The organism is Stappia sp. P2PMeth1 (genome assembly GCF_900185735.1).
GTDB lineage: Bacteria > Pseudomonadota > Alphaproteobacteria > Rhizobiales > Stappiaceae > Stappia.
This window is the reverse complement of the sequence record NZ_FYAW01000019.1, coordinates 527,947-549,318: the sequence shown is the minus strand read 5'-3', so window position 1 is coordinate 549,318 and position 21,372 is coordinate 527,947. Positions and strand designations below refer to the sequence as shown.

The window sequence follows — 21,372 nt, the reverse complement described above, 5'->3', positions numbered from 1 at the left end:
CAATGCGCGGCAAGGGAAAACAGATAGATGCCCGGCCGCGAAGCTCGAGGAACCAGGGGGAGCTAGGTGATGAGGAACAGTCGGTTTTCCTGCATGCTGCTGGGAGTGACAGCACTTGCCGGGGTCTTCGTATCGGGGGCGCTGACAAGCGCGATGGCCGCCGACAAGATCCGGGCCATCGTCGCTCTTCCGATGCCGATTTCAGACAATGTCGATTTCTTCGAGTACATCAAGCTCATCAACGAGCGCGGCAGGGGCATCGTCGAGATCGAGGTCGTCGGCGGTCCCGAGGTCATCCCGCAGGACCAGCAGGCGGATGCTGTCCGAAGGGGCATCGTCGACATGCGATATGGCCCGGCCACCCACAATCTGGGGGCCATGCCCGAAGCCGATGCTTTCGTCGGCTCGACGATTACGGCGGCGGAGGCTCGCGACAATGGCGGCTTCGACGTCATGCGGGATGCGTTCAGGAAGCGACTCGGCGTGGAGTTCCTCGCGCTCCTGAAGAGCGGGGTCGAGTTCCGCATCTATGTCACCCAGGAGCCGGCGCGAACCGAGGACGGCGGTGTCGACCTTGCCGGCTATCGCCTCCGCTCGATGCCGGTTTACCGCGCCTTCTTCGAGTCCCTCGGCGCGGTCCCGATCTCCGTGCCGATCGCCGATGTCTATACCGGACTGGAGCGCAACACGTTCGAGGGGCTGGGCGCTGCGGCCACCGCCGTTCTCGATTTCTCCTGGGAAAACTACCTCAAGTACCAGATCGAGCCCGGTTTTCTGCAGACCGACCTCGTCGTTCTGATGAACCCCGACAAGTGGGAGAAGCTGTCTCCGGAAGCCCGGCAGATCATCGAGGAAACGTCGATCGAATACGAAAAGACGTCGAACGAGAACGTGGCGGCGGCCATCACCGACGTCGATCGGCGGGCGGCTGAACTCGGCATCCGGAAGGTGACCCTCGAGGGCGAGGCGCGGCAGAAGTTCCTGGATGCCGCATATGGCGCCACATGGGACCGTCTGAAGGCGTCGGGCTCGGAATTCCACGATGCGCTGCGGGCCACGTATTTCCGGCCAGAGAAGCTCCAATAGCCAGACCGGGTGACGCCCGCCACAGGCGGGCCGGCCATAGGGGGCGGCGGCCATAGGGCCGGCCGCATCACTCAGGTGCAAGCAGGAGGAACTCGAATGAAGACGTGTCTTGAAGCCATTCTCTCCCATCTCGGCTCAGGGTTCGGCAAGGCGCTTGCCGTCGTGCCTGCCGCGATGATGGTCCTTTCCGGCGTGAATGCCCATGCCGAGCAGCAATTGCGAGCGATCGCGGTATTCCCGCCCTCGGAAAACACGACCGAGGCCTACCGGGAGTTCATCGATCTGGTGAACGAACGGGGCAAGGGCATCGTCCAGATCGAATTCGTCGGAGGTCCGGAAGTCATTCCGGCAATGCAGCAGTTCGATGCCGTACGTCGCGGCGCGGTCGACATGACCTATGCTCCTGCGAGCTACAGCATGGGCACCGTCCCGGAAGCCGGCGCGCTGGTCGGCGCCACGGTGTCGCCGCAGACAGCCCGGGACAACGGCGGCTTCGAGCTCCTTCAGGGCATCTTCCAGGAGCGGCTGGGCGTGGAGCTCCTCGGCAGGCTGGCCCCGGCAGCCAACTTCCACCTGTTCCTTGTCGATGAGCCGAAGCGCACCGACGACGGCGGCGTCGACTTGACCGGACTGCGGATCCGCTCCGGGCCGCTCTTCAACGCCTTCTTCGAGGATCGGGGCGCGGTCCCGATCGTCGTTCCCGTGCCGGACATCTACACCGGTCTGGAGCGCCGCACATTCGATGCTCTGGGATACTCGATGCCGGCCGTGAAAGGCTTCTCCTGGGAGCGGTTCCTCAAATACCGGATCGATCCCGGCTTCTTCCAGACCGATCTCGTGATCGTCATGAACCCGACCAAGTGGGCAGGTCTCAGCGAGGAGGCGCGGCAACTCCTCAGCGAGGTCGCTCTCGAATACGAGCAGAAGTCCCATCGCGATGTCCAGGTCCTTTCCGACCGGATCAAGCACGAGTTGGAAACCGCAGACGGGGTCAAGACCATCACCCTGGAAGGCGAGGGGGCGCGGCGGTATCTCGACTCGGCCTACGGCTCGATTTGGGCGCAGTTGGAAGCCTCGGGAAGCAAATATTACGAAGCGCTCCGCGCCAAGTTGTACGACCGCTGATGAGCCGACGCGGCCGGGGGACGCGCCCCGGCCAGCGCCCGTGTCACCCTAGCTTCCATATCCTTTCCGGGTTTCTCAACGAGGACCAGATGCATATCCGTCACGTCTATGATTGGCTGATCGTCGGGCTGGCGACACTCGCCGGCATCACCCTGGTCTTCGTCACCGGCTCCATCATTGTCGACGTGATGCTGCGCAACCTCGGTTTCTCGCCGATGCGCTGGACCAGCGCGGTCGTGGAATATGCGCTGCTGTTCGTGACCATGGCCGGGGCTCCCTGGCTGGTGCGAACGAATGGCCATGTCGCAATCACGTCTTTCGTGGCGTTGCTGCCCGAGCGCCCGCGCCGGATCGTTGCCAGGGCAGGGCTGCTGTTGTCGATCGCCGTACTGTCCATCCTGTCCTGGAGAGCGAGCCTGCTGACCATGGAGACGTTCGCCTCCGGGACGGTGGATGTCAGGTCGATCAATATTCCGAGCTGGGTCCTCTACGCGATGCTGGCCGGCGGCTTCTGCCTGATGGCACTGGAGTTTCTCCGTCTGCTGCTGCGCGGAGAGACGTTCACCGGCGCATCGGGGGCTCATTGACATGATGCCCTGGTACGAAGCTGCTTTTCTCCTGATGGGCGGGCTGGTCGCGCTGATGCTCTTGGGCGTGCCGGTGGCCGTGGCTTTCCTTGCGATCAACGTCGTTGGCGTCGTCGTCTTCATGGGCGGGCTGGTCGGAATCGACCAACTGATCGCCAACTCGACATCCGCCGTCACGAATTTCACCCTGGTTCCGGTGCCCCTGTTCGTGTTGATGGGCGAGTTGCTGTTCCATACCGGGCTGGCCCTGCGCGTCTTCGATGCTTTCGACAAGTGCTTCGGCGGCATCCGCGGGCGGCTGTGCTACCTCTCGGTGGGCGGCGGCACGGTTTTCGCCACCCTTTCCGGATCGTCTATGGCCAACGCGGCGATGCTCGGCACCTCGCTGATGCCGGAGATGATCAAGCGCGGCTACAAGCGGTACATCATCATCGGACCGATCATGGCCGTCGGCGGGCTGGCGATGATCATCCCTCCCTCCTCGCTGGCCGTCCTGCTGGGGTCCCTCGCCCGTATCGATGTCGGCGCGCTGCTGATCGCCGGTCTGATCCCGGGGTTGCTGCTGGCCATCATGATCGTCGCCATGATCCGGTTCCTGATCGCCATCGATCCGGGGGCGGCGCCGGGCTATGTCGCGGAACGTGCACCTGTCGGCGAAATCCTCAAGGCGCTGCTGCGCGACGTGGCGCCGATGGGGCTGGTCGTCTTCGCGGTGATCGGCATGATCCTGCTCGGGTGGGCCACCCCGACGGAGTCGGCCGCGTTCGGCACCTTGTCCGTTGTCGTGCTGGCGGCGCTCTACCGTCAACTGGCCTGGGACTCGGTCCTCAAGTCGTTGCGGGGCACGATAGCGGTCTCCGTCATGATGCTGGTGATCATTGTCGGCTCGACGACCTTCTCGCAGGTGCTGGCCTTCTCGGGCGCTTCGGCGGGGCTGATTGCCAACGCCACCAGCATGGATCTCGCCCCCTATGTGATGCTGGCGGCAATGTTCCTGGTTCTGATCGTGCTGGGGATGTTCATGGATCCGCTCTCGATCATGATGCTGACACTGCCGATCTACATGCCGCTGGTGACGCTTTACGGCTTCGATCCGGTCTGGTTCGGGGTCGTGCTGCTCCTTGGCCTCGAACTCGGGTTGATCACGCCGCCCTTCGGTCTCCTTCTCTTCGTGATGGTCGGCGTCAGCCCTCCAGGCACCACCGTGGCGCAGGTATCTCTGGCGGCACTTCCGTTCATCGCATGCATCCTGCTGCTGGTTCTCCTGCTCATGTTCTTCCCGGAACTGGCGCTTTGGCTGCCAAACCTCATGCGGTCCTAGGGGAGAGACACGCGCCCGGCTCGCTTGGCGGACCGCAGCGCAGGCTTTGAAATCTGGAAACGGGAACCGACATGGACGAGACCCAACCGCCCTCCCGCGCCGCCAGTGCCGGGGACAGATACGCCCGGATCGCGGCGGCCTTCGCGCCGGCGGACCGGACGCTGCCGACAATCCTGCAACGTCAGGCCGAACGCTATGCGGACCGGGTCCTGTTCAAGTCGGGTCCGACGCAGTGGACCTATGCCGAGACGGCGGCGACGGCCGCGCGCTGGGCGCAGAGGCTTGCGAACGCCGGCGTCACCGCCGGCGACCGGGTGGCGATCATCTGCGGCAATCGGCCGGAGTTTCTGCAGATCTATCTGGGATGCGGATGGCTTGGTGCGGTGGCGACGCCGATCAACACGGCCTTTCGCGGCGCGCAGCTCGCGCATGTGCTCGGCAATGCCCTGCCGAAGCTTCTCGTGGTCGAGGCCGTGCACCGCCCCATTCTGGAGACGGTGTCCGACGAGGCGATCCCGGCGATGGTCTGGGACATCGGCGCCGAGGGTGTGCGGGGCCAGGACGGCACTGTGCTGGTGGACGATCCCGGCGACCCGACGCTGCCTGGACCAGCCCTCGGTCCGGGCGACACCGTGGCGATCCTCTACACATCCGGCACCACCGGACCGTCGAAAGGGGTGTGCTGTCCACAGGCCCAGATGTTCTGGTGGGGCGTCTATTCGGCGCGCGCCCTCGGCATCCAGGAAGGCGACGTCCTGTTGACGACGCTTCCCATCTTTCACACCAACGCCCTCAATGCCTTCTACCAGGCCCTGCTCAACGGCTGCACCTATGTCCTGGAGCCGAAATTCTCCGCGTCCGGCTTCTGGAGGAGCCTTCGCGAAAACCAGGCGACGGTGACCTATCTGCTCGGTGCGATGGCGGCGATCCTGCTGTCCCGGCCCGAAGCGCCCGAGGATCGGCAGCACCAGGTCCGGGTCGCGCTGGGGGGCGGGGTTCCCGAGCGTTTCCACGCAACCTTTCTGGAGCGCTTCGGCGTGCCGCTGGTGGATGGCTACGGGTCGACGGAAACCAATTTCGTCTTCGCCAGCCCTGTTCCGTCCGATCATCCCGGCAGCATGGGCTATCTGATGGACGGGGCCGAGGCCCGTATCGTCGATGGCAACGACGCGCCCTTGCCCGACGGGGAGGCCGGCGAACTGCTGCTGCGCCCGGTCGAGCCGTTCTCCTTCGCGACCGGCTATTTCAACATGCCGGACAAGACCGTGGAGGCGTGGCGCAATTTCTGGTTCCACACCGGAGACCGGGTGGTGCGCGAGCCGGATGGCCCCTATCGCTTCATCGACAGGGTCAAGGACGCCATCCGCCGGCGCGGTGAGAATGTCTCCTCATGGGAGGTGGAACAGGTCCTGTCGGGTCACCCCCTGGTGGCGGCGAGTGCGGTGTTTGCGGTGCCGTCGGAGTTTGGGGAAGACGAGGTGGCGGCCGCGCTGCAGCCGAAACAGGGCGCTGTCATCGATCCGGTCGAGATCATGCGATTTTGCGAAGACAGGCTGGCCTATTTCGCGGTGCCGCGCTTCCTGCGGTTCCTGTCCGAGATGCCGCTGACCGAAAACGGCAAGATCAGAAAGGTCACCCTGCGGGAGCAGGGCGTAACCCCCGATATGTGGGACCGCGAGAAGGCGGGCTACCGGTTGCGGCGATAGCCCGGCCGGGCCTGAACGCACGCCAGCCCGCCAGCACGGAGCCAGCGATGCCTTCAGGCCGCGGAGCGCCCGTTGACAAAAAATTGTAAATGACTAAACATATGCTAACTCATATTTGCAGGGAGGCAAATGGCTACCATGAGCGCGCAGGGGCACGGCAGCGTCGAGGATCTGCATTCCGAACTGGCATGGGATGCGTCGGTCTTCTCGCGTTTCCAGGCGACCGCGCTTGCCAAGGGTGAGGCCGCCTTCCTGAAGGTTCTGGATGAGCCGGCGGGCGGGGATCGCGTCGCGGCGGGCGTCGTCAGCTATGCGGTCATGCTGCAACGGGTGGAAGCGTGGAAAGCCGCCTTCCGCCAGCAAGGCTACGGACGCGGGCACCGGGTGGGGCTGCTGCTGAAGAACCGGCCGGATTTTCTGGAAGCCTGGTTCGCGCTCAACGCGCTCGGCGTCTCGGTAGTGCCGATCAACTCCTATCTTCGCGGGAGCGAACTCGAGTATATCGTCGCCCATTCCGAGATGACGGCCGCGCTTGTCCTTCCGGAGCGCTCGGCGGAGGTCGTGTCTGCCTCGGTGGCAAGCGGGCGGCCGATCCCGGTGTTTTCGCCCGGTGAACAGGTCCCCGCCCCCTTCGACGGTCCGCGCGACCAGGGTGAGGGCGATGCCGCGAGCGAGTGCGCCCTGCTCTATACTTCCGGCACCACCGGTCGCCCCAAGGGCTGCGTGCTGACCAACGAGTACTTTCTCTATTCCGGAGACTGGTACCGCGATATCGGCGGGACGATGGCCCTGCGGGAGGGCGACCGCATGCTTACCCCGCTCCCCGTATACCACATGAACGCCATGGCGGTTTCGGTAATGGCCATGGTGACTGTCGGCGGCTGTCTGATCCTGCTCGATCGCTTTCGGCCCACCACCTGGTGGGATCATGTCCGCGAGACCCGGGCGACATGTCTGCATTATCTGGGGGTGATGCCGTCGATGCTGATGGGGGCGCCGGCCTCGCCGCGCGACCGGGATCACTGCGTTCGCTTCGGTTTCGGAGCCGGGGTCGACAAGCAGCTTCACGGTCCGTTCGAAGAACGGTTCGGCTTTCCGCTGGTCGAGGCCTGGGCCATGACCGAAACCGGGAGCGGCGGCGCCATCTGCGCCAATCGCGAGCCGCGCAAGATCGGAACGAGTTGCTTCGGCCGCCCCTCGCCTGACGTGGAGGTGCGCATCGTCGATGAGGCCGGAAACGACGTCGAATGCGATCTGCCCGGCGAACTGCTCGTCCGGCGGGCTGGCCCGAACCCCCGCTTCGGCTTTTTCCGCGACTACCTCAAGGACCCGCAGGCGACCGACGAGGCATGGGCAGGCGGGTGGTTCCACACCGGAGATGTGGTGTCGCGCGACCGCGATGGCGACCTGCACTTCGTCGACCGCAAGAAGAACGTCATCCGCCGGTCGGGCGAGAACATCGCCGCGGTGGAAGTGGAGACCGTCCTCAATGAGCACCCGCTGATCCGCCAATCCGGAGTGACGGCGACGCCCGATCCGGTGCGCGGCGACGAGGTGGCGGCGCTGATCGTCCTTGAGCGGCCAGGCCTGGAGCCCGAGGACCTCGTCCGCTGGGGGCTGGAGCGGATGGCCTACTACAAGGTGCCCGGCTGGATCGCGTTCGTCGATGCGCTGCCGCTGACGGCAACCGAGAAGATCCAGCGCGCCGGGTTGAAAGCCCAGGTCGAGGAACTGATGGCCAAGGGTGCCCTGCAGGACATGCGGCATCTCAAGAAGCAGCAGCTTTGACGCGCAGGATGGCGACGAGCCGGGTCAGGCCGGCGGCCAGCATGCCGCCTCGACGCGGAACGCGAAATTCAGGAGGAGATCCGATGAACAAACCCCTCGCCAAGGACGTGGCGCGACCCGTTGTCCTCTCGGAGGTTCTGGGTGAAATTCGTGCCCGGCGCGACGAGTTCGAGAGGCTGACCTATGTTCCGCGCGACATGGTCGAAAAGCTCCAGAAGCTTGGCGTCTACCGGGCCTTCGTTCCCAAGCAGCTTGGCGGCGACGAGCTGGATCCGGCGTCCTTCTGCCGGCTTATCGAGACGATCTCGGCCGCGGATGCCTCGGTCGGATGGGTTGCAAGCTTCGGCGTGTCGGCGGTCTATCTGGGAGCCTTGCCGCCTGCGACCTACGAGGCGATCTACGGCAAGGACCCCGACACCGTGTTCGCCGGCTCGATCTTTCCGCCGCAGGCGGCAGAAGAAGTCGAAGGCGGATTCGAGGTGCAGGGGCGCTGGCCCTACTGCTCTGGCTGCATGGGCGCATCGCTGATCGGCGCGGGCATTCGCGTCGAGGGAAGCAGTTCGTCAGGTCTCCCGCGCATGGCGGTCATGCCGCGCGAGAAGGTCTCGATCAAGCACACCTGGGACTCCATTGGCCTGACTGCGACCGGCAGCCACGACATCGTGGCGGACTGCGTGGTGGTGCCGGAGGAGTGGACCTTCGTCCGCGGCGGCAAGGCGCAGCGCGACGAGCCGATCTTCCGATATCCGTCGATGGCGCTGGCAGCGCAGGTGCTCGCGGTCGTCGGGCTTGGAACCGCGCGTGAAGCGCTCGACTGGATCCATCGCGAGGCAACCGAGAAGCCGGCGATCACGGGGGCGCCCCCGATCGGCGCCCGGCCCTATATCCAGAACGATCTCGGCAAGGCCGAGGCAAGGCTGCGTAGCGCGCGCAGCTTCTTCTACGACGCGATCGAAGAGGCGTGGGAAGACGTCGTCGCCGGTCGGGAGCTCGATCGCGGCACCCATGTCCGCCTGCGCCTGAGCGCCACCGAGGCGGCGCATGCGGGCGCGGAAGCGACCCGAATGGCGTTCGTGATGGCCGGAACCGAGGCCCTTCGCAAGGGACATCTCGTATCGCGTTGCATGATCGACGCGGCTGCCGTGGCGCAGCATGCCTTCCTCGGTGCCGGCACCTGGACCTCCGCCGGCGCGGCGTTGCTCAGCCAGTCGACACCCCCAGGCTATCCTTAAGGAGACCAATCAGGATGACCGACCAGAAACCCATCCGCGTGCTGTTCTGCATTGCCGTCCAGCAGACCTTTTTCGAGTTGCCGTTCTCCGAGATCGGTCCTGTCTGGAAGGCGTTCGGCTCGATGATGAAGGGGATCTCCGAACTGCCCGGGGTCACGATCCTCGGCATGCTCGACGATGACGAAACCATGGTCGGCACGTCGCCGGCCGGCTTCCCCTGGACCGCCTATATCATGGCCGACGTGCCGGACCGGGAGACCGTGCGACAGGCCTGCAACCTGTTCCGCACGACCCCGGTCGGCGACACCGACTATCGGCTCTGGAAATATTGTCGCGTCGAGGCCCGGATGGGCCGGGCCCTCGAGGTGCCCGCCAATCTGTGACCGGACGGCGCTGGAACCACGATCCACATCTTGCAGGGAGCGTCGCGGGGCGGCGGGGTATCGCTATGGCAATGTCTTCTCCTGATCGGCCGCAGGTTGCCATCGTTACCGGAGCCGCTGCCGGGTTCGGAGCCGTGGTCGCGCGCACGTTCCATGCTGCGGGCAATCGCGTCGTCATCAGCGATGTCGATGCGGATGCCGCGTTCCGGCTGGCGAGCGAACTGGATCCTGACGGCGAAACCGCCGTTGCCATGCGGCTGGACATCCGCCGGCCGCAGGAGTTCCAGCAGGTGCTGGACGAGACGGTCGCGCGCTGGGGCACCGTCGAGGTTCTGGTCAACAATGCGGCCGTGACCAAAGCCCGGCCGCTGCTGGAGATCGACCCGGCCGAGTTCAACGAGGTGATGGCGATCAATGCCGGCGGCGTCTTTGCCGGCAGCCAGGTTTTCGGTCGCTATTTCAAGTCGAGGGGCTACGGCCGCATCGTCAATCTGGCCTCGCTGGCGGGGCAGAATGGCGGCACGGCGACCGGTGCGCATTACGCCGCCTCCAAGGGCGCGATCCTGACATTGACCAAGGTCTTCGCGCGGGATCTCGCGCCCTTCGGTGTCACCGTCAATGCCGTCGCGCCGGGGCCAATGGATACACCGCTGGTGCATGCCCTCGTTCCGGACGAGAAGATGCCGAGCCTGCTTGCCGGCATTCCGGTCGGCCGGCTGGGCGATCCGGAGTTCGTCGCGCTGATGATACTGCTGCTCGCGTCCCCTCAGGCGGCCTCCGTGACCGGTGCCTGCTGGGACGTCAATGGCGGCCTTTTCATGCGGTGACATCAGGCAGGCGCACAGCCTCACCGAAAGGAAGAGACCATGGAAGCGGATGCCGATACCTTCCGACAGGGCATGAGCTGCCTCGGGGCGGCCGTCAACCTGATCACCTCCGATGGGCCCGAAGGGCGCCATGGCATGACGGCATCGGCTGTCTGTTCGATCACGGACAGCCCTCCGACGCTGCTCGTCTGCGTCAACCAGAAGAACCGCTCGCACGACGTTTTCAACGGCAACGGCAACTTGTGTGTGAACGTGCTCGCCAGCCGCCACATCGAACTGTCGAATGCCTTTGCCGGGCGTACCGATCAGGACCGGTTCGCAACGGGGGCCTGGTCCACGCTGGCAACCGGCGCGCCGGTGCTGGAAGATGCCGTGGTCGCCTTCGACTGCAGGATCGTCGAACGGCGGGCCATCGGCAGCCATTCGGTGTTCTACGCCAGGGTGGTGGGAATGCTGATCTCGTCGGCGCCGGCCGAGACACTGATCTGGTTCGACCGCAAGTATCATTCCCTGACTGCGGAAGAGCCGGCTGCGCGGAAACCCGTGTAGGCGCCTCGCAGGCCGGCAAAGCCGACGCTCTCGGGCGTTGGTTGACACTGGAAGTGTATTCATAAGACTATGTATTGCCATGGAAACCATCGGGATCTGCCTTGGGGGCGGATCCGGTCCTGCACGGGCCGACCGATGATGGGGTGTCATCTGGCACTGTGGAGGACCGATCGCATGAGCGCAGCTTCGGGTGAGATTTTGCTGTCCCTCGTCGGGGCGATCGCCGGCGGGTCGATCAAGGTGGTGGACCTGACGAACACGCTCAGTCCGGACTTCCCCGTCATCGCGCTGCCACCGGAATTCGGCCAGTGCCAGCCGTTCCGTATGGAAACCGTGTCGCGCTATGACGAGAATGGGCCGGCCTGGTACTGGAACAATTTCTCGATGAACGAGCACACGGGCACCCACTTCGATGCGCCGGCGCATTGGATCTCGGGGAAGGACGTGGCGAACGGTACCGTCGATACGGTCGCGCCGGAAAACTTCGTCGCCCCCGCGGTCGTCATCGACATTTCCCGTCAGGCGGCGGCCGATGCCGATTTCGTGCTGACGCGCGCCTTCCTGGAGGATTGGGAGCGCACACATGGTCCCATTCCCGCTCGCCACTGGATCCTGCTGCGCACGGATTGGCACAAGCGGGTGGGGACGCCCGACTATCTGAATCTCAAGGACGACGGCGCGCATTCTCCCGGGCCGGACGCGGAGGCGGTGACGTTTCTGGTGAAGGAGCGCGACTGCATCGGTCTCGGCGTCGAAACCGTGGGAACGGATGCCGGCCAGGGGTTCGGGTTCGAACCGCCCCTGCCGGCGCATACGATCCTGCACGGCAACGGCCGTTTCGGCCTGCAATGCCTGCGCAATCTCGACCAGCTCCCGACATTCGGGGCGGTCATCGTCGCCGCCCCGCTCAAGATCGAAGGAGGGTCGGGGAGTCCGCTCAGGGTGATCGCGCTGACCGCCGGGCGGTGAGCCCGGTGGTGGGACCACGCGGCTTCGCCTCACTGGCGACCGCGAACCGGCTCAGGACGCGGCTTCGCCGAGATTGCGGATCATCGTCTTCAGCGTGCTGACGCAGGTTTTCAGGTCTTTCTCCGGAATCCCGGCGATCAGGCGTTGATGGTTGCAAACCATGAGCGGCCAAAGCGTGTGGAGAAGGCTCCGCCCCTTGTCGGTCAGGACAATTTCGCGGCGGCGAAGGTCCTTCTCCGAAATCTGCCGCTGAACCAGCCCGTCCGCGACCATCAAATCGATTGTCCTGCTGGCATTCGACTGTTCGATAACGGCATAGGCGGCAATCTCGTTGACGGTCAGTGTCGGGTGCATGTTGAGAACGGAAAGGGTCCGCAGCACGGTACTGTTAATCCCGTGCTCGTTGAGATCCCGGTTCTGATCGAGATTCCAACGGTTCGTCACCAGGTTCAGCAAGTACGGAATGTAATTGCGCAACTCCTCTACAGTGCTGAAAGGCTCCGATGTGCTCGCGCCCGATATGTCTTTTCTGGCGCGTCCGGCCTTAGTCATTTCGGCGTCCCTGTATGCCTGAAGACAGCAATCTGAGTGTCGTAAGCGCCTTTTCCAACTCTGGCAACGGCACCTCGGCGAAACAGCGCGCCAGCGTCTCGGCGTGAAGGGCATTGGCCCTGTCGAAAAGCTCTTTGCCTTTCGGAGTGAAGTGCACGATGAAGGACCGTCGGTCTTCCTGCGACATGGTCTTGGTGATAAGCCCGTCCGCAAGCAGGCGCCGGACCAGCCCGGACACGTTGCCGCTCGTGACCTTGAGATTGGCTGAGATCTGCCCGAGGCTGATGCCGGCAGGATAGCGCTCGATCTGCGCCAGAAACTCGAATTTGGCGACGGAAATGCCGAATTGAGCGCTCAAGGCGCCATTCAATTTCGAGAAAATCTCGCTTTCCAGCGAAAGCACCGACAACCAGATCCGTGTTTCAACTCTGCTCCTGTCCAGACCCTTGCCCTCGCTGATAGTCTTGCCCACTGCGACCCTCGCATCTGTCGGGAGGTTCCGGTTCAATGCCGCCCGAATTCGGCTCCGGCATCACGTGCGATTCCGGTCCCTTACTTCATGATTTTGCATAAATAAGCAAGGCGGCACGCAGGTCTTCCGGGATCGCGGTCGGGCGATGGTTGTCAAGGCTCGTCGTGACAACCGTAAAACGTCCTCTCAAGGCCTCTTTCTCTCCGCTGAAAGCATGAAGCAACAGGTTGAAAGAGGATGTCCCCACCCGCTCGACGTCGAGGGCCACGTCGAGCGTCGTGCCCATCCGGCAGGGCGCGAAGAAATCCGCATGCGCATTCACATATCCAAGACCGACGCGCCGCGCACCGATGATTTCGTAATAGTCGATGCCGAGCGCATGCTCATACCACTTCTCGATGACGACATTGAAGATGTCGAAGAACTTCGGCGTATAGACGATGCCTGCCGGGTCGCAGTGTCCGAACCGGATTTTCGTTGCGGTCGACCAAAGTCCGTTTTTGAGGTCTTTGAGAAGAAGCGGGATCGGCCGGGAGGCGACCGGAGTTTCGAGGGGCTTGTTCATAGGAATGACTTTATGGTTGCTATCGTGCCGTCCAGTTGCTTCTGGGACGCGTCCCGGATCGCGGCTTCTCGCAGGCGTCGCGCCCAGTCTGCGGCGTCCGCGCGTCCCTCCAGGAGGGCGATCGTGGCCACGACCTTGTCGAATTTCGACAGGCCGCGGGTATGGGTGTCGGAGTAGCCTTTGACGAGGCGCCGGCATTGGAGAACTTCCACGCCGAGCTGGTAATTGTTCGCCAGTGCGCGGGTGGCGGCTGCGAGCCAGGCATCCCGGTGCGCCGTCTCGACCTCATGGCGCAACGACCGGCGCCGGAGCCAGCGCAGGCTGCTCACGAGGTAGAGCATCAGGAACCAGCGCAAGGTGTAGGTCCTGATCCGTCGCCCCTTGCTGATCCGCCGGTCGAGCCAGGCGAAGAGGCGCGGTCGCGCTTCGATCCAGCGACCGAGCCGGGCGGGCAGGAGGCCGTTCACTTCCTCCATGCGCGGATGCATGAACTCGGTCGTCTGGAGCACCTGACCCTCCCGCAGGCCCATCTCCCGTTCGATGCGCGCTCGCCGTTGCGCGCGTGTCTTCAGGTCCGCCACGCGAATGACGTCGTCATAGGCCATGGCATTTGCCAGATACTTGGCCGCGGTCACCGTGAAGAGATGTCCCTTGCCGGCTCCCCCCGCCTCCGCGTCGGCGGCGTGCAGCCGATCGAGCAGGTCGAGATACTCGCGCCCATAGTCGAGGTCCTGATAGTCGACGACCTTGCGCAGGCCAGCTTCGGCCATCGCATGGGCGGCGTCCGGCAGGATCTCGCGCAGGCGGGTCAGCAAGGGGAGGAACCGAGGGTCGACGGTGGCGGCCTCCGCAGGCGGCTCCTCGGGTTGCTCACCCGTCTGCGCAGGCGCCGCGCCCGAGGTGGCGCGGGTATATGCTGCCTCGAAGGTGCGGATGCTCGCTTCCACGCCTCGGCCGCCTTCGCGGATGACGGTCAGGTAATCGTCCTGGCCGAAGGGCAGGATATCGGCACCGGCAAGCGCACCGAACATCGCCGCCGAGATGACGCTGCCGTTCCTGACGGCCAGGGCGTCCATGTCGAACACGATCTCGCGCCGTGCCGTCACGCCGATCGCTTGCGAGACAGCGGACTTGTCGGCAATCCCTTCGCCGGGGGCCATTTTCTCGGTGATGGCCAGCGAGCGATGGTTGGAGGCGATCAGCGTGGTCCGGTCGGGCGTGACGATTCCTCGCAGGATCGACCGGCCCGCTTCCATGAACTCCGACGCGAGCACCACATCGACATCCCCGGGCGTCGGCATCTGGGCAAGGATGGGCCTGCGTCCGTCGAGCGGCGGCATCATCTCGACATAGTAGATCGTGGCCCCGGTCCGCTGCGCCACACCCGGTACGGATGTCGACTGGGCAACCCAGCCCTGGTTCTCGGCCAGTTTCACAATCCAGTCGGTGAGCACGCCGCCGCCCTGTCCGCCCATCGCCACGATGGCGATGGAGATCGGACGCTCCGTCGCCGGGCCGGCCGCCGGAAGCGTCAGCTTGACTGTGTCGTCTTTCATGTGCTGGCCGCGCTGAACTGGATACGGCGCATGGCGCGCCTCCTTTGCAAGACCCGGATGATGGTCATAGCAAGGCTCGCCTTGAACTTGTCCCAGCGGGTCGGGTTGTGGATCACGTCGGCGCGGAAGAAGGAGGGACAGAGCACGGCAGCCTCCGCCACCTCCCCGCAATTGCCGCAGGCGACGCAGGAATTGTCGATCGAGGCGACGGGGTCGTCGCGCAGCGGGTCGTCCAACTGTTTGACCGACAGCGATGGGCAGCCCGAGAGCCGTATGCAAGCATGGTCTCCCGTGCACACGTCCTCATCGACACCGAAACGCTCCTTGACCACGCGCTGGCCGCCCTTGATGGCCTTGGCGATCTGCGGCTTCACCCGGCGCTGCTTGTTGAGCATGCATTCCGACGAGGCGACGATGATCTTGGGACCCTCCTCCTTGGTGGTCAGCGCTTCCTTCAGCGTGTCGCGCATCTTGGTGACGTCATAGGTCCGGTCAACCTGGCGAACCCATTTGGCGCCGATACCGTGCAGGGCCTCGACAATGGAGTTGTTGGTGCTCCGGTTTGCGTTCTGGGCGCGCGAAGAGAGAATGTCCTGACCGCCGGTCGCGGAGGAATAGTAGTTGTCGACGATGACGAAAACGCCGTCGTGCTTGTTGAAGACGGCGTTGCCGATGCCGCTGGTCAGCCCGTTGTGCCAGAAGCCGCCGTCGCCCATTATCGCGATCGAGCGCTTGTCGGCCTTGACGTTGAAGGCCGAGGTCGAGGCCGGGCCAAGGCCGAATCCCATCGTGGTCGCGCCGAGGTCGAAGGGCGGCAGGATCGAGAACAGATGGCAGCCGATGTCGGCCGAGACATGGTGCGTTCCCAGTTCCTCTTCCACCAGCTTCATGGAGGCGAAGATCGGTCGCTCGGGACAGCCGGTGCACAGGCCGGGCGGGCGCGGTGGTACGACGGTCTGCAGGCGCTGCACCTCGGGCAGGGCGAGCACTGGCTTCGGGTCGGGCAGGGGCGGGCGGTTGCCGAGAAGGTGCGGGTCGTTGGTTGCCAAGAACGTCTCGATCCCCTGCATCAGCACCTGGGCGGTGTAGTCGCCGCCCATCGGCAGGACATCCTTGCCGGAAACCCGCGTGTTGATGTCGCGTCGCCGCAGCACGGTATTGATGGCCTGCTCCAGGTATTCGGGCTGACCTTCTTCGACCATCAGCACCGCATCCTTGTCACGACAGAATTCGGCGACCTCCGTGTCGATGACCGGATAGGTGACGTTCATGACGTAGAGCGGAACCTTGGTGTTTCCGTAGGCATCCGAAAGTCCGAGATACTGAAGTGCGCGGATGACGCTGTTGTACATCCCGCCCTGCATCAGGATGCCGATCTTCCCTTCGCTCGGGCCCATCCACTCGTTCAGCTTGTTGTCGCGCACGAAGTCGATGGCGGCGGGCAGGCGCTTGTGGATCTTCTCCTGCTCGTGCTCGTAGGCCGCCGGCGGCAGAACGATGCGGCTGAGATCCCGCTTGGGGTTGTTGAGGGCGTCTTTCAGCGTGAAGACCGGCTTGACGTTGTCCTTGGCGACGAAACTGCCATGCATGTGGCAGGTCCGCACCCGCACCTCCAGCATCACCGGCGTGTTGGAGGCTTCCGAGAGCAGGAAGCCCTTCTCGATCAGGTCGACGATGCAGGTATGGTCGGGACGCGGGTCGAGCAGCCACATCTGCGACTTCATGGCGAAGGCATGCGTACGCTCCTGCATGATCGACGATCCCTCGCCGTAGTCCTCGCCGATGATGACCATCGCGCCGCCGGTGACCCCGCCGGACGACAGGTTGGCCAGTGCGTCGGAGGCGACATTGGTGCCGACGGTCGACTTCCATGCCACGGCCCCGCGCAACGGATACATCACCGAGGCGGACAGCATCGCGGCCGCCGTCGCCTCGTTGGCAGAGCTCTGGAAGATGACGTCGAGTTCGTCGAGGACGTCCTTGGCGTCAGCCAGCACGTCCATCAGGTGTGAAATGGGCGAGCCCTGGTAGCCGCCGACATAGGACACGCCGGACTGCAGCAAGGCTTTGGTGATGGCGAGGATTCCTTCGCCGCTGAATATTTCCCCATCCGACAGGCGCAGATCCTCGACCTCGCGAGCAAATGAGCGTTCAGCCATGGCTGGAGTCTCCCTATAACAGTATGCACCAGCATAGATTTATCAGTTAAGTATGTCAACGCGCCACACCGCCTGACCATCCGCCGCGGGACCGATGCTGCTGCCGGTGTCTCCGTCAATCGCCCTCTCGGGGCACCGTAGCTGAGCCCCGCTTGCAATCCAACCATAATATGATGTAGCATAATCTTATAAGTGAAATAAAAATCGCGGCGCTGAGGGGCGCCAATCATGGAGGGAGTGCGACATGCGCATCGCGCAGCCAGACAAGCCGGTTGAGGAAATTTCGCCCGCCGTTCGCTCGTTCATCGGGTCCGACATCCGCATGGTCGTCGGCAGGCACCGCGAGCGTGCCGCCTCGGGTGAGAGCATCACGGTCTACGATCCGGCGACCGGGCGGGAGCTTGCCTGCGTACCCCGCGGCGGGGCCGAGGATGTCGACCGTGCGGTCCGGGCCGCGCGCGCCGCGCTCGACGGGGAATGGTCGACCATGCTCGCCGCCCAACGCCAGCGCCTGATGCTGAAGCTCGCCGATCTGATCGAGGAAAACGGCGAGGAACTGGCGCAGCTCGAGACGCTCAACAACGGCAAGTCGGTCATGCTGTCGCGCCTCATAGAGGTGGGCGCGTCGGCGGAATATGTGCGCTACATGGCCGGCTGGGCCACCAAGATCACCGGCTCGACCATCGATGTGTCGATCGCCGTACCGCCCGGCGCGCGATACCAGGCGTATACCCGCAAGGAGCCGGTCGGTGTGGTCGCCGCGATCACCCCGTGGAATTTCCCGCTCAACATGGCCTGCTGGAAGATCGCACCGGCACTCGCCTGCGGCTGCACGGTGGTGCTGAAGCCGGCCGAGGAAACGCCGCTGACCGCCATTCGTCTTGCCGAACTGTGCCTTGAGGCCGGCTTTCCGGAAGGTGTCGTCAATGTGGTGACTGGCACGGGAGAGGAAGCGGGGGCTGCGCTCGTCGCCCATCCCGGTGTCAACAAGATCGCCTTCACCGGGTCCACCGAAACCGGCAAGCTGATCGGCGCCCGCGCCATGCAGGATGTGAAGCGCGTCACGCTCGAACTCGGCGGCAAGGCGCCGATGATCATGTTCGACGACATGGATCTCGATCAGCTTGGCATTGCGGCCGGGATCGGCGCCTTTTTCAATGTCGGGCAGACCTGCTGCGCCGGGTCTCGCATCTATGCGCAGAAAGGCATCTATGATCGGGTCGTGGAGACCTTCGCCGGCATTGCTGCCTCGCTGCCGATGGGCTCGGGTCTTGATCCGGCAAACCAGATCAACCCGCTGGTGTCGGCCCGGCACCGCGCGCATGTCAGCGCCTGCATCTCGCGTGCCCTCGAGCAAGGTGCAAGGCCCGTGGTCGCGGCCGAAGCGTATGACGGCGACGGCTATTTCGTCCGGCCCGAGATTTTCACGAATGTCGACCAGTCCATGGCGATCATGCAGGACGAAGTGTTCGGTCCCGTCGTCACCGTGACGCCGTTCGAGGAGCCGGAGGAGGCGATCCGTCTTGCCAACGACACCCGCTATGGGCTCGGCGCCTCGATCTGGACCACCAACCTCAACAAGGTTCTGCGCCACGTACCGAAGATCCAGGCCGGCACGGTCTGGGTGAACACCCATAATCTTCCCGACCAGAACATGCCGTTCGGCGGCGTCAAGCAGTCGGGCCTCGGCCGGGAGCACGGGAGTGCCGCGCTCGATGCCTATCTCGAAACCAAATCCGTCTGCATCGCAGTCGGCTGAAGCAGGAAGCCGGGCCGAGCCGGCGTTGAAGGAGGGCAACACCATGCTGGACAGGCGCGACAATTTCCTTCGTGAGCACAACACGAAGCACCAACTGCACCCGATGATCCACCCGCTGCTTTCGCGCGAGCACCCACCCCAAATCATCACCGATGGCGACGGGGTCCATGTCACCGATATCGATGGCAAGACCTATGTGGACGGCATTGGCGGTCTGTGGAACGTCAATGTCGGTCACAATCGCAAGGAGGTGAAGGACGCGATCATCGCCCAGATGGACCGCATCAGCTACTACTCCTCCTTCGCCGGTACCACGACCGGACCCTCGATCGAGCTGTCTGCGAAGATCATTGGGATGGCAGCCGAGGAGGAGGCAGACAAGGTTCTGTTCTCGGCGAACGGGTCTGACGCGGTCGAGACGGCGCTGAAGCTGGCGCGGCAGTACTGGCGGCTCGTCGGTGAGCCGCTGCGCAGCAAGTTCATTTCGCTCAAGCAGGGGTATCACGGGGTCCATTTCGGCGGCGTTTCCGTCAACGGCAGCACCTATTACCGCTCGTCCTACGAACCGCTGCTGCCGGGGTGCTTCCAGATCGATACCCCTTGGCCCTACCGAAATGCCTGGACAGAGGATCCGGAGGAGCTTGCCGGCATCGTCGCCACGCTTCTCGAGCGCGAAATCCTGCATCAGGGACCGCACACGGTCGCTGCCTTCATTGCCGAGCCGGTGCAGGGTGCCGGTGGTGTCATTGTTCCGCCGGCGAGCTTCTGGCCGAAGGTGCGCGAGGTGCTCGACCGCTACGGCGTTCTGTTGATTTCCGACGAGGTGGTCACGGGGTTCGGGCGCAGCGGATCGATGTTCGGCGCGCGGGGCTGGGGTGTGAAGCCGGATATCATGTGCCTGGCCAAGGGTCTGTCCGCCGGCTACATCCCGCTCGGCGCCACCGTGCTCAACAAGCGCGTGGCCTCCGCCTGGTATCAGGGCGTCACGCCCGAAGGCTTCATCATGCACGGCTATACCGCGACGGGGCATCCGCTCGCCTGCGCCGCCGGCATCGCCGCGCTGGAGATCGTGGAGCGTGAGGACCTGCCGGCGAACGCGGCGGTGCAGGGCAAGCGCCTGCTCGACGGGCTCCAGCACCTGCCCGGCCTGTCATCGATCGTCGGCGAGGTGCGCGGCAAGGGCCTGATGGTCGGCATCGACCTTGTCGCCGACAAGAAGACCCGTCAGCCCCTGGATCCGGGAACGGGCTTCGGCGAGGCGGTGGCTGCCTTCGCGCGCGAGGAGGGCGTGATCGTGCGGCCTGCCGGCGCCACGATCATCATGTCGCCACCGCTCGTCATTGCTGCCGAGCACGTCGACAAGATCGTCGATGCGCTCACCACGGCCTTCACACGGTTTGAAAAGCTGAAATAGCCGGCGATCGGGAGCGCCGGGGCGGGAACCCGGCCGGTCCATCGACGGTCCATCGGTATCGGCGCGGCCCAGGATTGGTGCCGGCACCTCGCCGTGCAGCGGGCGTGTGTCTTGCGGTCAGGGCGCCTGACTCACCACAGATCTCGAAAATCCAGGGAGGAATGTTGTCTATGCGGATTGCAGTACTGGGAGGCGGCAACGGGTCGCTCGCCGCCGCGGCGGATTTCGCGCTGGCCGGACACGATGTCGTCCTGTGGCGGCGCAATGCGGAGGACGTGGCGCGCCACCTTTCTCTAAACAACATTATCGCCCTGCGGGACGGCAAGGGACGGCGGGAGGCGGTCCTTGCCGAGGTGACCGACCGGATGGGCGACGCGCTCGCCGGGGCGGAACTGATCTTCTGTCCGGTCCCCGCCACGGCGCACGAAACGCTCGCGCCTGTACTGGCTCCGCATCTGCGGCCGGGCCAGGTCGTCTACATGCCTCCCGGCACGCTCGGTTCGCTGATCTTCGCCGGTGCGGCGCAGGCGGCCGGCACGGCGGACGGGGTTGCCTTCGCCGAGTCGGGCACTTTGCCCTGGCTGGTGCGCAAGCATGGCTTTGCGGAGATCGTCGTCAGCGCGCGCGGCACGCGGCTTCCGACCGGTGTGTTTCCACGCTCCGGGATGGATCGGGCGCTCAACGTGATCGGGCAGGCCTTTCCCGGTGCGATAGAGCCCTGCGGCGACGTTCTGTCGGCGGCACTGATGAATGCCGGCCCCGTCATCCACCCACCGGTGATCACCATGAATGCCGGACCGCTCGAACATTTCGACGCATGGGACATCCACAACGAGGGTACACAGCCCTCGATCCGCCGGGTGACGGACGCGCTCGACGCGGAGCGGATCGCGGTACGGGAGGCGCTCGGCTACCGGGCTCCGCATTTCCCGCTCGCCGACCACTACAGCGACGAGGGCGAGGAGTGGATGTATGGGCGGGAGTCTCATCACGAACTGAAGGAGTCGGGCGACTGGCGGGAGAAGATCGTGCTCACCGAGCATCGCTACATGATGGAGGATGTTCGCCTCGGTCTCTCCCTCCTGGTGTCGATCGCTGATCTGGCCGGTGTCGCCGTGCCGATCGCGGCAGGCCTGCTGGCGATCGGCTCGGCGGTGTGCGGCGAGGATTTCGCCCGCAACGGGCGTCCGCTCTCCAGCGTGGGGCTCGGCGGATACTCGCGCGAGGACATCGCGGCGTTTCTTGAGCGGGGGTATTCGGCATGAGCGGCAATGTCACCGGCGCGAGCCCGCGCGAGAAGGTCGTCGCCCTTGGCGCCGGCC

19 protein-coding genes are annotated in these 21,372 nt (G+C 64.6%); 14 read left to right on the top strand and 5 right to left on the bottom strand.

Features of this window, described 5'->3' with window-relative positions; genetic code table 11:
• Window positions 1-69 precede the first annotated feature (69 nt).
• From dctP to P2PM1_RS13460, 11 genes are all read left to right on the top strand, one after another.
• Complete coding sequence (gene dctP / locus P2PM1_RS13510; protein WP_186399382.1) at window positions 70-1,086, top strand: TRAP transporter substrate-binding protein DctP; 1,017 nt, start codon at window positions 70-72, stop codon at window positions 1,084-1,086.
• A 9-nt stretch (window positions 1,087-1,095) separates the two neighbouring features.
• Complete coding sequence (locus P2PM1_RS13505) at window positions 1,096-2,211, top strand: C4-dicarboxylate ABC transporter substrate-binding protein (RefSeq protein WP_186399381.1); 1,116 nt, start codon at window positions 1,096-1,098, stop codon at window positions 2,209-2,211.
• Between the two features lie 89 nt (window positions 2,212-2,300).
• Complete coding sequence (locus P2PM1_RS13500) at window positions 2,301-2,798, top strand: TRAP transporter small permease (RefSeq protein ID WP_186386021.1); 498 nt, start codon at window positions 2,301-2,303, stop codon at window positions 2,796-2,798.
• Window positions 2,799-2,802: 4 nt separating this feature from the next.
• Entirely contained in the window at window positions 2,803-4,119 is a 1,317-nt protein-coding gene (locus P2PM1_RS13495; RefSeq protein WP_186399456.1) for a TRAP transporter large permease, read from the top strand.
• 71 nt (window positions 4,120-4,190) lie between these two features.
• Window positions 4,191-5,825 (top strand): ATP-dependent acyl-CoA ligase, encoded by a 1,635-nt coding sequence (locus P2PM1_RS13490; RefSeq protein ID WP_186399380.1) that lies wholly within the window; start codon window positions 4,191-4,193, stop codon window positions 5,823-5,825.
• A gap of 138 nt (window positions 5,826-5,963) precedes the next feature.
• Window positions 5,964-7,613: an AMP-binding protein gene (locus tag P2PM1_RS13485; protein ID WP_186399455.1), complete on the top strand. Its 1,650-nt coding sequence runs from the start codon at window positions 5,964-5,966 to the stop codon at window positions 7,611-7,613.
• A gap of 83 nt (window positions 7,614-7,696) precedes the next feature.
• The gene (locus P2PM1_RS13480) at window positions 7,697-8,845 is read left to right on the top strand and encodes an acyl-CoA dehydrogenase family protein (protein WP_186399379.1); all 1,149 of its coding nucleotides are present in this window, start codon (window positions 7,697-7,699) and stop codon (window positions 8,843-8,845) included.
• Between the two features lie 14 nt (window positions 8,846-8,859).
• Window positions 8,860-9,228, top strand: a complete 369-nt coding sequence (locus P2PM1_RS13475; RefSeq protein WP_186386023.1) for a hypothetical protein — start codon at window positions 8,860-8,862, stop codon at window positions 9,226-9,228.
• A 71-nt stretch (window positions 9,229-9,299) separates the two neighbouring features.
• On the top strand, window positions 9,300-10,055 hold the full coding sequence (locus P2PM1_RS13470; protein ID WP_208985267.1) for an SDR family NAD(P)-dependent oxidoreductase: 756 nt from the start codon (window positions 9,300-9,302) through the stop codon (window positions 10,053-10,055).
• A 39-nt stretch (window positions 10,056-10,094) separates the two neighbouring features.
• Window positions 10,095-10,604, top strand: a complete 510-nt coding sequence (locus tag P2PM1_RS13465; RefSeq protein ID WP_186386025.1) for a flavin reductase — start codon at window positions 10,095-10,097, stop codon at window positions 10,602-10,604.
• Window positions 10,605-10,778: 174 nt separating this feature from the next.
• The gene (locus P2PM1_RS13460) at window positions 10,779-11,573 is read left to right on the top strand and encodes a cyclase family protein (protein ID WP_186395636.1); all 795 of its coding nucleotides are present in this window, start codon (window positions 10,779-10,781) and stop codon (window positions 11,571-11,573) included.
• A gap of 51 nt (window positions 11,574-11,624) precedes the next feature.
• Here P2PM1_RS13460 and P2PM1_RS13455 read toward each other — a convergent pair whose 3' ends face one another.
• From P2PM1_RS13455 to P2PM1_RS13435, 5 genes are all read right to left on the bottom strand, one after another.
• Window positions 11,625-12,125 (bottom strand): MarR family winged helix-turn-helix transcriptional regulator, encoded by a 501-nt coding sequence (locus tag P2PM1_RS13455; RefSeq protein WP_186399377.1) that lies wholly within the window; start codon window positions 12,123-12,125, stop codon window positions 11,625-11,627.
• Complete coding sequence (locus P2PM1_RS13450; RefSeq protein ID WP_186386028.1) at window positions 12,118-12,597, bottom strand: MarR family winged helix-turn-helix transcriptional regulator; 480 nt, start codon at window positions 12,595-12,597, stop codon at window positions 12,118-12,120. Before P2PM1_RS13450 ends, P2PM1_RS13455 begins: the two co-directional genes overlap by 8 nt.
• 85 nt (window positions 12,598-12,682) lie before the next feature.
• Window positions 12,683-13,162 carry a thioesterase family protein gene (locus P2PM1_RS13445; RefSeq protein ID WP_186399376.1) on the bottom strand — a complete coding sequence of 160 codons (480 nt, stop codon included), beginning with the start codon at window positions 13,160-13,162 and terminating at the stop codon, window positions 12,683-12,685.
• Window positions 13,159-14,718, bottom strand: coding sequence for an indolepyruvate oxidoreductase subunit beta family protein (locus tag P2PM1_RS13440; RefSeq protein ID WP_186399375.1), 1,560 nt, complete (start codon window positions 14,716-14,718; stop codon window positions 13,159-13,161). Before P2PM1_RS13440 ends, P2PM1_RS13445 begins: the two co-directional genes overlap by 4 nt.
• A complete protein-coding gene (locus tag P2PM1_RS13435; RefSeq protein ID WP_186399374.1) occupies window positions 14,715-16,877 on the bottom strand; it encodes an indolepyruvate ferredoxin oxidoreductase subunit alpha in 2,163 nt (720 codons plus the stop codon). The genes P2PM1_RS13440 and P2PM1_RS13435 overlap by 4 nt, the downstream gene beginning before the upstream one ends.
• 244 nt (window positions 16,878-17,121) lie before the next feature.
• Between P2PM1_RS13435 and P2PM1_RS13430 the strand changes: the two genes are divergently transcribed.
• The 3 genes from P2PM1_RS13430 (at window position 17,122) to P2PM1_RS13420 (ending at window position 21,315) form a co-directional block, all read left to right on the top strand.
• Window positions 17,122-18,636 (top strand): aldehyde dehydrogenase, encoded by a 1,515-nt coding sequence (locus P2PM1_RS13430; protein ID WP_186395632.1) that lies wholly within the window; start codon window positions 17,122-17,124, stop codon window positions 18,634-18,636.
• A 43-nt stretch (window positions 18,637-18,679) separates the two neighbouring features.
• The gene (locus tag P2PM1_RS13425) at window positions 18,680-20,050 is read left to right on the top strand and encodes an aminotransferase class III-fold pyridoxal phosphate-dependent enzyme (RefSeq protein WP_186399373.1); all 1,371 of its coding nucleotides are present in this window, start codon (window positions 18,680-18,682) and stop codon (window positions 20,048-20,050) included.
• A 170-nt stretch (window positions 20,051-20,220) separates the two neighbouring features.
• Window positions 20,221-21,315 carry an NAD/NADP-dependent octopine/nopaline dehydrogenase family protein gene (locus tag P2PM1_RS13420; protein WP_186399372.1) on the top strand — a complete coding sequence of 365 codons (1,095 nt, stop codon included), beginning with the start codon at window positions 20,221-20,223 and terminating at the stop codon, window positions 21,313-21,315.
• The last annotated feature ends 57 nt before the right edge of the window (window positions 21,316-21,372 follow it).